Origin of the sequence: Massilia sp. Se16.2.3 (assembly GCF_014171595.1) — a bacterium.
Classification (GTDB): domain Bacteria; phylum Pseudomonadota; class Gammaproteobacteria; order Burkholderiales; family Burkholderiaceae_D; genus Telluria.
In genome coordinates this window covers 3,885,691-3,897,228 of record NZ_CP050451.1, presented here as the reverse complement: position 1 = coordinate 3,897,228, position 11,538 = coordinate 3,885,691, and the positions used below count along the sequence as shown (strand labels likewise).

General features: G+C 63.0%; 7 protein-coding genes and 3 pseudogenes. 9 read left to right on the top strand and 1 reads right to left on the bottom strand.

The features are described 5' to 3' along the window. Window positions 1–1,399: 1,399 nt before the first annotated feature. The 9 genes and pseudogenes from G4G31_RS17755 to G4G31_RS17715 all read left to right on the top strand — a co-directional run. Window positions 1,400–1,936: pseudogene (locus G4G31_RS17755) on the top strand (putative PEP-binding protein); the annotation flags it as partial. 498 nt (window positions 1,937–2,434) lie between these two features. After that, window positions 2,435–2,968, top strand: coding sequence for a hypothetical protein (locus tag G4G31_RS17750; RefSeq protein WP_182988763.1), 534 nt, complete (start codon window positions 2,435–2,437; stop codon window positions 2,966–2,968). 278 nt (window positions 2,969–3,246) lie between these two features. Further along, window positions 3,247–3,405 (top strand): hypothetical protein, encoded by a 159-nt coding sequence (locus tag G4G31_RS17745; RefSeq protein ID WP_182988762.1) that lies wholly within the window; start codon window positions 3,247–3,249, stop codon window positions 3,403–3,405. A 562-nt stretch (window positions 3,406–3,967) separates the two neighbouring features. After that, window positions 3,968–5,875 (top strand): S41 family peptidase, encoded by a 1,908-nt coding sequence (locus G4G31_RS17740; protein ID WP_182988761.1) that lies wholly within the window; start codon window positions 3,968–3,970, stop codon window positions 5,873–5,875. 40 nt (window positions 5,876–5,915) lie between these two features. Further along, window positions 5,916–6,329: pseudogene (locus tag G4G31_RS17735) on the top strand (PPC domain-containing DNA-binding protein). Between the two features lie 235 nt (window positions 6,330–6,564). Further along, complete coding sequence (locus G4G31_RS17730) at window positions 6,565–6,870, top strand: hypothetical protein (protein ID WP_182988760.1); 306 nt, start codon at window positions 6,565–6,567, stop codon at window positions 6,868–6,870. A 28-nt stretch (window positions 6,871–6,898) separates the two neighbouring features. Beyond that, window positions 6,899–7,321 carry an NfeD family protein gene (locus G4G31_RS17725; protein ID WP_182988759.1) on the top strand — a complete coding sequence of 141 codons (423 nt, stop codon included), beginning with the start codon at window positions 6,899–6,901 and terminating at the stop codon, window positions 7,319–7,321. A 39-nt stretch (window positions 7,322–7,360) separates the two neighbouring features. Then, on the top strand, window positions 7,361–8,281 hold the full coding sequence (locus tag G4G31_RS17720) for an SPFH domain-containing protein (protein ID WP_182988758.1): 921 nt from the start codon (window positions 7,361–7,363) through the stop codon (window positions 8,279–8,281). After that, window positions 8,278–9,102 (top strand): SDR family oxidoreductase, encoded by an 825-nt coding sequence (locus tag G4G31_RS17715; protein WP_182988757.1) that lies wholly within the window; start codon window positions 8,278–8,280, stop codon window positions 9,100–9,102. Before G4G31_RS17720 ends, G4G31_RS17715 begins: the two co-directional genes overlap by 4 nt. 169 nt (window positions 9,103–9,271) lie before the next feature. On the opposite strand, the pseudogene G4G31_RS17710 reads toward G4G31_RS17715, so the two are convergent. Continuing rightward, window positions 9,272–11,463 (bottom strand): annotated as a pseudogene (locus G4G31_RS17710) (TonB-dependent receptor). Window positions 11,464–11,538: the final 75 nt, after the last annotated feature.

The following is an 11,538-nucleotide window of genomic DNA, read 5'->3' as shown; positions in this document are numbered from 1 at the left end:
TTCAATTAGCATAAAATAGAATGATAAGTTGACTATTAGTGGAGATGTGTATATTGTCACAAAATAAACGCAGTTCCTGTATCTTATAGCGAACGATGACGTCTTAAAGATTATACGTTGTAGAGATCTAATTACATCGTTCCATCGTTCCCTTCCCTAGCCAGTCAAGCCAGATAAAAGTTCCGTGTGCTCTAGGCCCTAGGGTATGCATAGCTGCGCTCTTTTGCTTGTTGTGAGTATCGAGTATCCCGATCTCGTGGCAGCTGATAAGCCTTTTCATTTCTTTAGTCATGTTTAGTAAGATTAAATCGATAGCAAACTTTTTTCTGCTAAGCGGACTATTATTTCCCCCAGTAACTGCGTTTGCATTCGGCCCCGAATGCATGCAGAACGGCGGGCAGCGTATGCGCATCGTTCGAAAAAATAGGTGAGCTTCTCTACAGCGGCGATGGCGATGATTGGTACGTCGATGCCCTCGTCCATGATCCCGATACCAACGAGCAATTATTTTTGAAGAGCGCAGAAGGGATCCATGCCGTTGTCGATAAGGGATATGATCACGACTTTGGCGCTTGATATATCCGCTGCGCGGCACCAAACGTTTTGGTCGGACTGGTTTCTATCTACATGGCGGATATTTGGATGGATCAGCAGGTTGTATTGATTACGGTGGTGGTATTTTCGGAAACGATAAGCTGCTAAATGATTTGCGAGGCGATCGTGACAATAAGATTCCTCTTACCGTTCGTTAGGATCGTAATGAACAATACAAAAAAGCGGCATCATTAAGTGCAATCCTCCTACTGGCTTTTTTCGCATGGCTTTCGGTAAAAATTGTTAGGATTGATTCCACGCCAGAAATCGCAATCCGGACGTTCTATGAACGTGATCAAGCCGAAGATCAAATCATGGACCCGTTAATCCTGGCCGGTGGTGGAGTCGTTCCAATACTGGAAAAAGAGGTAATGGATCCTAAGATGCCAAATCGAAGGTATGCAATAGGTGCACTTGGAAATATAAGGCACAGATCCTCTATTCCTGTTTTGACGAGATTGGCTAAAATGGAATCTGAAGAGGATTTCATTCGTTGCGATTCACTTATTGCCATAGGTATGATCGATGATCGAGAAGGGCTACGTGTTTTGAATAGTGTAAAGGGGAGCGGGCTGCAATGTTTCCCCGACGCCACTAACGAGAGTAGCTACCGTCAGTGGCTAAGATTAAGTGCGCCCGAACGAACTTTTTTTGAAGCGTTGTTGGGGTGGCACAGTTAGTCCGGAACCATAAATCAATCAGAGCCAAACAAGGCCACAATATTTCACAGGCAAACGATTCATGGATAGATGTCAGGTCTGACATTTGGACACGAACTCATCCCCGTAAAGGTGATGTTGCCTGAAGCGAGGACCGCGCCGAATCCTTCGAGATGTAATGCATCGCGATAAAGCGCGTGAGCGAAGAAATGGCCCTGACCAACGTCGAGCTGATGTTTCCGTTCGTGCGTACCCTGGGCCAGGCCGAGAAAGTCATTGCACTGCCGGGCAAATATGGCCTCAAGCGCGGCGAAAACGGCCTGCGCGTCATCATGATGTGCGAAGTGCCATCGAACGCCACCTTGGCCGAGCGCTTCCTCGAGCATTTCGACGGCTTCTCGATTGGCTCGAACGACCTGACCCAGCTGACCCTGGGCCTGGACCGCGATTCCGGCATGCCGCTCTTGGCCGCCGATTTCGACGAGAGCGACCCTGCCGTGAAAGCCATGCTTGGCCTGGCGATCAAGGCTTGCCGCGACCAGGGCAAGTACATCTGCATCTGCGGCCAGGGGCCATCGGATAATCCGGACTTCGCCGTCTGGCTGATGGAGCAGGGCATCGAATCGATGTCGCTCAATGCGGATTCGGTGATCGAGACCTGGCAGAAGCTGGCGTCGATGTAAGCACGACACACGCGTGCGGCGAAGGGCGCGCAGTTGGATTCTCAAACCCCGCTGCCTTTGAGGGGACGGGGTTTTGTTTTTCCGGCATAGCACTGCAATGATAGCTGCAAGGTGACCGTGCTGAGCAGGTGCGAGCGTCGACTGAACCCAGGCATAAACCGCTTGTCGCAGCACGAGGTTCTACGGCGCCAGGACCAAGTAATGGATTAGGGAATAGTTATGCCAATTGTATAGTTCGCAATAATGTAATCGGCGTAGTTGAGCTAAGCGATGGCTAGTATCAATATCGTTTGATCCGCGGGCGGCTTAGAGACAGGTTAATAACCCGGTGGCAACGCGCCTACGCGCAATTTCATGCCGCGTTAACGGCTGAACGGACGGCTAATTGCGCACATTTCAGAAAGTGCGCAAGAACATCTCGGCCGTATCGAGTTTCGAAACTGTCTCTTAGCCCCGCCGATCGCCGGCGAACGAAAGGGGCATTGAACGATTATCGCGATGCATATAGAAAACAGCAAACGAGCAAAAAACATTGCTCATGTGCTACGTGAAGCCATTCTGAGGATCGAAATGGAGCGACTGCTAAAAATGATGTTGCTTTGCATGTTTGGCGTTTCGTCAAGTGCATGGAGTGCTACTCGTCGTATGGAGACTTGCGAGCAAATTCGCGCGTTCGCATTAGGTAATGAGGGCTCACGCTCGGTCGCGCTAAATTTGGAAACGCTAGCTGGAAACAAATCGAAATCCTGCCGCGCGTTGCCAGCAGATGCAATAGGGATGAAGTTATGTGCCTACCTTTCAACTCACACATCCTCGGAGACGCTGGCGCCAAATATTTCAGAAGTCGTCCACTGTCTAACGGGGCGGCCGCTCCCATTCGAGAACAACGTGATCACGCGCGCTATGCATGGAGAGTTTATCGTGGTTGAACCGTTTAACTCTTCCACGGCTGAGGTGGAGTTCAAGTATTTCTTTAACCAGCGGCCCGGCGAAGCCCAAGGGTTCGTGCTAACAGTTGCGCCAGCAAAGTGAGCAAAAAGGGCTGCCGGCCCATACATCATTAAGCCAATATGCCGTGCTGACCTAAGTTCGCCTGCCTTTCAAGATGTGAAGCGTGGGCGAGGTGTCAGGTCTGACATTTGGACAGGAGCCCATCCCCGTGCCCGTCATGTTGCCTGGAGTAAGGCTAACAGTGCAGCGCCCGCCGGTTTGTCTCACGGTGAAGGTGTCAGATCTGATATTCGGACACCGGCTCTGCCGACACCACAGCAGGCGCTGAACTGTTCATCCAGCAGGCGCGTCCGGAAACCGTGAAGTCGCAGCAGAAAGCCACCGACGCCCAGCAGCGTTTCTCTTTGAAAGGCACCGGCACCGTGCTGACGCAAGGCCGCGCCATCGGCCAGAAGATCGGCGCCGGCCCGGTGCGCGTGATTACTGGGCGAGGTGTCAGGTCTGACATTTGGACATGAGCTCATCCCGTGCCCGTCACGTTGCCTGGAGCAAGGCTAACAGCGCGGCGCTGGCCGGTTCTTCTCTCGGTGAAGGATAATCCCCCCCACAAAAGAGCGCAGTTAGAAGTAATTTTCTACTTAAGAACCAGAGAGCTCTACATGAAGACGTTCTGCTTTACCGACAGCCAGGCGACGGGGGGCACAGGCGACGGGGGTCAGGCGACGGGGGTCAAGGCGACGGGGGTCAGGTCTGACATTCGGACACGGGCTCTGCCGCCGCGGCGCGGTGGCGGCCTGCACGGTGGCAGATCCCTTGGCAAAGCCGAACCTGCCCCTCATCCTGAGCGCGGCATCACCGGGTAGCCGCATATTTCTTGTTTGAAATACCACATGCTAGACTCTGCCCTCATCCAACGGAGTCCTGCATGAAGCCGAACGCCCCTCCCACATCCATCGCCCCGCAGCGACACCACGCCCTCGCAGGCACGGCGGCGCTATTGGCCTGGCCGCGCGCGCGCGCCAGCTGGCCGCGCTCGCGTGCGGCCTGGGCATCGGCCTCAGCGCGCACGCCGCCGCGACCGTGATCACGCCCGTGCAAGCCGACGCGGCCTTGTGGAGCTCGCGCGTGCTCCTGCGCTATGCCTACAAGCCGCCCGCGCCGGCGCGCCTGGTGACGGCGGACGTCCTCGACGGCTACCTCGATGCGCTCGACCCGGAGCGCCTGGTGTTCACCCAGGCCGACGCAGGCGCCATCGACAGTCATCGCGCCCGGCTGCGTGCGCTGTGGGAGGAAGCCAGCCGTGGCGCGCCTTTCGCTATCCAAGAGCGCTTTCTCGACCGGCTGGCGCTGCTGACCGCTTTTGCAGGCGAAACCTTGCGCGCCTTCGTCGCCACCAGCGGCAAGGAGCGCTACCGGCGTGTGCGCTCCACCCCGCCACGTCCCGCGTCGGAACAGGAACAGCGCACGCTATGGCGCCAGCGCCTCATCGACGAGGTCCTGACCCTGCGCCTGGCCGGGATGCGCGAGGCCGACATCGTCACCACCCTCGAGCGCCGCTACAGCACGCGCCTGGCGGAGGCCAAAGCCCGCACCCAGGCCGATGTCTTCGAGCTCTACATGAATGCCTATGCCCGTTCCTTCGATCCGGATGCGCGCTATTTCCCGGCGGCGGGCGCCCGTGCGACCTCGACGCAACAGGACGGCGCGAGCATCGGCGTGACCCTGTTCGCCAGCGGAGCGCCGGTCGAGGTGCTGGCGCTGACACCAGGCGGTGCGGCCGCGCGCTCGGGCCAGCTCCAGCCCGGCGAGCGCATCGTCGGCGTGAGCCGGGCCGACGGGTCGATGGCCGACGTGCTCGGCTGGAGCAGCCGCGACCTGCTCGACGCGCTGCGCGGTGCGCCCGGCTCGACCGTGGTGCTGGAAACGCTGCCTGCCGGCACCCGCCTCGACGCCGCGCGCAAGCGTGTCAGCCTGGTCCGCGCCTTGCCTGGCGAAGCTGGCCAGGCGCCACGTGGCCGCATCGAGACCGTGACGAAGGGGAACGCCAGCTACCGTGTCGGCATCGTCGAGGTTCCGGGCATGTTCGAGGATGCGGCGAGCCGGAATGCCGGTATCAAGGATTACGCCAGCACGTCGCGCGAGGCCGCCAGCTTGCTGCAGGGTTTCAGGGAGGCGAAGGTGGACGCCGTGTTGCTCGACCTGCGCGGCAACGGTGGCGGCTCGCTGATGGAGTCGGTCAAGTTCCTGAGGCTGTTCCTGCCCAAGGGACTGGCCGCGCTCCAGGGTTCGGGGAAGGGTGAGCTCACCAGCGAATTCGTGCCGGAGGGCACGCCGGCCTGGAGCGGTCAGCTGGGTGTGCTGGTGGACCGCGGCACGGCGGCCGGTGCCGAGCTGGTGGCAGGCGCCCTGCAGGACCGCGGCCGCGCCCCGGTGCTCGGCGAGGCCAGCGGGGGCCGCAGCTCCGTGCAGACGCTGATCCCGCTCGACCGCTTCGCGCCGGGCCTGGGCGAGCTCTCGATCACGGTGTCCCAGCTCTACCGAATCGACGGGAGCAGCTTCGAGGGCCGTGGGCTGGCACCCGATATCGCCATCCCCGGCGCGGCCGAGGCCGGTGCTGGGGAAGTCAGGACCCACCCATTCCCGGGCACGCCGCTGCAGGTACCGGCTGCGCCGAAGGAGGGTGCGGCCGCCGCCATGCTGCCATCGGTGTCGGCCCAGCATCGCGCGCGCATGGCGGCCGATGGACGCTACCAGAAGCTCGTCGACGGGCAAGCGCGGGCGCTGGCGCTGCGCAGCGGCGGCGAGGTGTCGCTCGACGAGGCCGAACGGCGCAGGGAAGGCGACATTCTGCCAGCCTATGCGGCACGTGCGCTGCAGCTCGAGGAAGCCGTGCGGGTCATGGCCGACACGACCGCGCCCGCCGCCGGCCTTGCGGGCGATGCGGGCAAGGCCGACAATCGGACAGGTACGCAAGCTGCGCGACCCTAGCAGCGGCTGGTTTTCACCTGACCGGGATCTGGATAATTCCATGCACACCATGCCCCTTCGCCTGTATCCGCAGCAGGACCTGCGCCGCGCGCTCGAAGCGGTGCTGGCCGCCGAAGGCGTCCGGGCCGGCTTCGTCCTGCAGGGCATCGGCAGTCTCGTTGGCCCGCATCCGCTATGCCGGCCTGGACGAACCCACCGAAATCCGCGGTGACCTCGAAATCCTGACGCTGGCGGGTTCGCTGTCGCCGGACGGTGCGCACCTGCACATGAGCGTCGCGGACGCGCAGGGGGGCGCGTCATGGGCGGGCACGTCGCGGCTGGGTGCATCGTGCGCACGACGGCGGAGGTCTTGCTGGCGCTGCTGCCGGATGTGGCGTTCAGCCGTCAGCCGGACGCGCAGTCCGGCTGCAACGAGCTGGTGATCCGCACGATGGGAAATCCGGACGTGGCCTGATCGATCGTCACTCCAGGGCCGTGCCAACGGTATGACGAGTATGTTAATAGCCTAAAAGCAACAAATAACTTGACTCGCTAACGGAACCCGTTAGACTTTTGGAAACCCTCGTCTGCCCAGCGGCGGCGGGGGTTTTTTTTCGAATTGACTGGAGAGTGTGATGCGCGGTAAATCGTGGTTGGGCGTCGTAGCGGGTTTCCTGTTGTCGAACGCATGCCTCGCCGCGGAGCCGAGCATGTGCAAGTCGGTGTGCGATAGCGAGCGCCGTTCGTGCAAGGCAGATATTCATGGTCTGGCGCGCGAGGAATACGACGGTCCGATCATGCTCGAGTCGCGCCAGCGCAATGAGATCGCGCGCACGGCCGAAAAGACCCAGGTGCCGAGCCCGGCAACGCGCGCCACCGAGCAGCGGAACACGGACACGCGCCGGATGCGCTACGCGGCGGCCTGCGAAGACAAGTACGCGCGCTGCACCCGTTCCTGCACGATCGAGGCGGCGCCGCAGTCGGAAGTACTGGTCAAGAAGCCGGCCACGAAGTAAGCAGGCTGCACCAACCGAGGAGAACGAAATGACGGACTGGATGAACTGGATGATCGGGGCCGGGATCCCGGTGGTGGCGGAACTGTTCACGGGTACCTTTTACCTGTTGATGATCGCCATCGGCCTGGCCTTCGGTGGCATTGCCGCGCTCATGGGGGCTAGTGGGGCGATCCCGACCCTGGTTGCCGCCGCCGTCGGCCTGGTCGCCACCAGCCTGCTGCACCGCAGCCGCTTTGGCCGCCCGGCGCGCGAGAGCGCCAGCCGCGACGTCAACGTCAACCTCGACATTGGCGGCCGCGTCACCGTCCCAGGCTGGCAGAACGGCCGTGCGCGCGTGATGTACCGCGGGGCCCAGTGGGATGTCGAACTCGGCCCAGGCGCCTTGCCGGAAGCGGGCGAATACCGCATCGTCGAGGTGCAGGGCAACCGCTTGATCGTGGCAAATGCATAAGATCAGCAAATACTAACAATCGACTTATAAGGGATGCTTATGGAATACTCGTTCGAAATCGTGGCAATCGTCATCCTCGTCATCGCGGTCGTGTTCGTCTTCAAGACGATCAACGTCGTGCCCCAGCAGCATGCCTGGGTGGTCGAGCGCCTGGGCAAGTACCACGCCACGCTTGCGCCGGGCCTGAACATCGTCGTACCTTTCGTCGACCGCATCGCCTACAAGCACGTATTGAAGGAAATCCCGCTCGACGTGCCGCCCCAGGTCTGCATCACCAAGGACAACACCCAGCTGCAGGTGGACGGCATCCTGTACTACCAGGTAACTGACGCCATGCGGGCGTCCTACGGCGCCTCGAACTACGTCCAGGCGATCACCCAGCTGGCGCAGACCACGCTGCGCTCCGTCATCGGCAAGATGGAGCTGGACAAGACCTTCGAAGAACGCGACCACATCAACACCACCATCGTCAACGCGATCGACGAGTCGGCCGCGAACTGGGGCGTGAAGGTACTGCGCTATGAGATCAAGGACCTGACCCCGCCGGCCGAGATCCTGCATTCGATGCAGCGCCAGATCACGGCCGAGCGCGAAAAGCGTGCGCTGATCGCGGCCTCCGAAGGCCGCCGCCAGGAGCAGATCAACATCGCCAGCGGCGAGCGCGAAGCGGCCATCGCCCGCTCGGAAGGCGAGCGCCAGGCGGCCATCAACCGCGCGCAGGGCGAGGCGAACGCGATCGTCGCCCTGGCCGAAGCCAGCGCCACGGCGCTGCGCCAGGTGGGCGCGGCCATTCGCGAGCCGGGCGGCGAGGACGCGATGAACCTGCGCGTGGCCGAACACTATGTCGACGCCTTCAGCAAGCTGGCCAAGACGAACAACTCCATCATCGTGCCGGCCAACCCGGGCGAGATGAGCGGCCTGATTGCCAGCGCGATGCAGATCGTCAAAGCGCAAAAATGATCGGGGCACGAACGCCGAGAGTCATCGTCATCACCGGCGCCTCGGACGGCATCGGCGCCGAGATGGCGCGCCAGCTGGCAGCGAAGGAGGGCGCCGGCGTTGCGCTCGTGCTGGCTGCCCGCAATGCGGCCCAGCTGGAGGCAGTCGCCGCCGAATGCGCCGCCCCGGGCGCGCAGACGCTCGCGGTGCCGACGGACGTCGGCGTGCAGATCCAGTGCCGCCGCCTGATCGTGACCGCGGCCGAACGCTTCGGACGCATCGACGTGCTGGTGAATAACGCCGGCCGCTCGGCGCATGCGCTCTTCGAGGAAGTGGAAGACCTCGGCTGGTACGAGGAGCTGATGCGGGTGAACCTGTGGGGCAGCGTCTGGTGCACCCAGGCCGCGCTCCCGCACCTCAAGAATGCGCGCGGCAGCATCGTCGCCGTGTCCTCGCTGGCGGGCCTGGTCGGCGTACCGGGGCGCACGGCCTACAGTGCGACCAAGTTCGCGGTGACGGGCTTTTTCGAGGCGCTGCGGGCCGAACTGAAGTGCGCGGGCGTCGCCGTGACGACAGCCTACCCGGGCGTGGTTGCCACCAAAATCCGCTACCGCGGCTTCAATGCCCAGGGCGAGGCTGCGGGCGCGAGCGGGTTGAAGGAAGAGGACGCGATGAGCGTCGAGGAATGCGCACGTCTGATCATCGCGGGCATGAACGCGCGCAAGCGCGAAGTGGTGATGACCACCAAAGGCAAACTCGGGCGCTTCCTCAAACTGCTGGCGCCGGGCCTGGTCGAGCGGATGGCGCTGGCGGCACTGAAGGACGAGGTCAAACCGCACTGAAGCGGAGTCATGGTGCCAACGCAGTCTCCCCTGCATCGTAGGGTGGGCGCCCCGTGCACACGCGGCAGCTGCGTATCCCGAACACGTGGCGCCGGAGTACCGTAGGGTGGGCACGCGGCAAAGAAGCCGTCATCGCGGCCATTGGCCACGGCGCCCCCACGCGGCCGAGTCAGAAATCGACCGATCCCGATACCGTGAAGGTACGCGGCGCGCCGGCCACCAGGTAGCCATAGTTCGGGTAGCCGCCGCTGGAAGCCCAGTAGTTCTTGTCCGTCACGTTGTCGATGCGCGCGCGCAGTGTCAGCGCGCGCTCGAACAGGCGCGTGCTCCAGCTGGCGCCCAGGTCCAGGCGCGTCCAGGCCGGTACCTTCTGCAGGTTGGCGGCGTCGGCGAACTGCGCCGAGGTGTAGACCGTGCGCGCGTTCAGGGAAAGCCCCTGCACACCGGCACGTCCCAGTCCGCGCCCAGGTTGGCCTGGATGTTGGGCACGCCGATCGCTTCGCGCCCATCGAAGGCGCCGTTCGGGGTGCGCCGCTGCTTCGTGTCCAGCAGCGTCACGCCGCCCAGCAGGCGCAGGCCCCTGGCCGGCAAGCCGAAGGCCGAGATCTCGACGCCGCGGTTGCGCTGGTCGCCGAAGAGGCCGAAGGTATCGCCCTGGATGGAACCGACCGGCTGCGTGGTCGTGAACAGCGCCGCGCTCATGCCCAGCTTGCCGCCATCGAGCTTGATGCCGACTTCGCGCTGGCGCGACACGTAGGGCGCGAGCGGGATGCCCTCGTTCACCAGGCGCACCGGCGGCGACAGCGCCGCGCCGAAACCGGCCTGGCCCTGCTGCAGCGCCTCGATATAGTTCGCATACAGCGACACGCCCGGTGCCGGCTTGTAGACCAGGCCGACCATCGGCGTGTTCGCGCTTTCTTCGTAGGCCGTTTGCGGCGCGCCGCCGTCATAGGCATAGCCATAATCCTTGATGCGCTGGTGGCGCAGGCCGAGCGTCAGCAGCAGCCTGTCGCCGGCAAAGGAGAGGGTATCGGCCACGGCGGCACTCGAGAGGATGGTCTTGCGCGTCAGGTTCGGGTTGGCCATGTCGCCGCCCGGCCAGGCCATGTAGGCAGGGGCGGGTGCATCGATGGGGCGGTAGATGTTGGTGGCGATGAAGGCGCCGCCGAGGGCGAAGGCGTTGCGCGATTCCGCGTGAAAGCCAGAAGCCGTCGCCGACAGCGTGTGTTTCACAGGCCCGGTGCGCAGGCCGGTGCGCGCGCCGATTTCGCCGGTGCGCACGTCGTCCTCGCGCACGTTGTCGAAGCGGCTCATGCCGGCATTGCCGAGGGTGTCGCTCACTGTGCTTGACGCCAGCACGTTCGATTCGTCGCCACGGCGCGCGCCCAGCGCTGCCCAGGCCACGGCATCCTGGCCCAGGTCGACCTCCGCGCGCAGCGTGCCGAACAGGTCGCGCTCTTCCGACACCGTCCGGGGCTGGGCCCAGTTGCTGCTTGCGTCGGGCGCGGCGACGATCGGCAGGCCGGCGGCCACCGTCACGCTCGGGCGGGCCTTGTTCAAGGCATGGTCCTGGTAGCCGACGTCGGCCGAGACGCGAGCATCCCGTCCGCGGTAGTCGGCACCGACCGAGAACACGGACAGTGTGCGTTCCTCGCGGTCGATCGCGGTGTCGCCATCGCGGCGCACGGCATTGATGCGCAGGCCGGCGCGGTCCTCAGGGCCGAAGCGGCGCGCGACATCGACCGCGCCGTAGACCTGGCCGCCGCTCTCGACGCCCAGCGTAACGCGGTTCAGGGGCGCGTTCGGCGCCCGCTTGGGCACCAGGTTGATCATGCCGCCGATGCCGCCGCCGCCCGGCACGGCGCCGTTGACGAAACTGTTCGCGCCGCGGAAGACTTCCACGCGCTCGAGCAGTTCGGTCGCGACGAACTGGCGCGGCAGCAGGCCGTACAAGCCGTTATAGGCCATGTCGTCGGAGTTCACCGCGAAGCCGCGGATCACGTACAGCTCCTGGTAGTTGCCGAAGCCGCGCGCCACGCGCACGGAAGGGTCGTTCTGCACCACGTCCGCCACGCTCCTGGCCTGCTGGTCCTGGATCAGCGCTTGCGTGAAATTGGTGGTGTTGAAGGGCGTGTCCATCATGTCGACATTGCCGAGCAGGCCAATGCGCCCGCCGCGCGCCACCTGGCCGCCCGCATACTCCTTCGGCAGGCCCTGGGCGGATGCGTCGGCCGAGGCCGTGACGACCACGGTCTGGATCGGTTGTTCGGTCGTGGCCGCGTCCTGGGCGTGGGCAAGGTGGCTGGTTGCGAGGAGGGCGGCGCCCAGTGCAAGGGGAGTGAGGGTGAAGCGTGTAGTCATGAGGCGGTGTTTCCAAATGAGAATAGTTATCATTATTATGCATGCATCGCTTGCGGCTGTAAATGAGAACCATTA

Bases quoted from the DNA above. Each gene is read 5' to 3' on its own strand.
- G4G31_RS17730 (WP_182988760.1), top strand. From the start codon at position 6,565: ATGTGCAAGTCGGTGTGCGATAGCGAGCGCCGTTCGTGCAAGGCAGAT.
- G4G31_RS17725 (WP_182988759.1), top strand. From the start codon at position 6,899: ATGACGGACTGGATGAACTGGATGATCGGGGCCGGGATCCCGGTGGTG.
- G4G31_RS17715 (WP_182988757.1), top strand. From the start codon at position 8,278: ATGATCGGGGCACGAACGCCGAGAGTCATCGTCATCACCGGCGCCTCG.
- G4G31_RS17750 (WP_182988763.1), top strand. From the start codon at position 2,435: ATGCATATAGAAAACAGCAAACGAGCAAAAAACATTGCTCATGTGCTA.
- G4G31_RS17720 (WP_182988758.1), top strand. From the start codon at position 7,361: ATGGAATACTCGTTCGAAATCGTGGCAATCGTCATCCTCGTCATCGCG.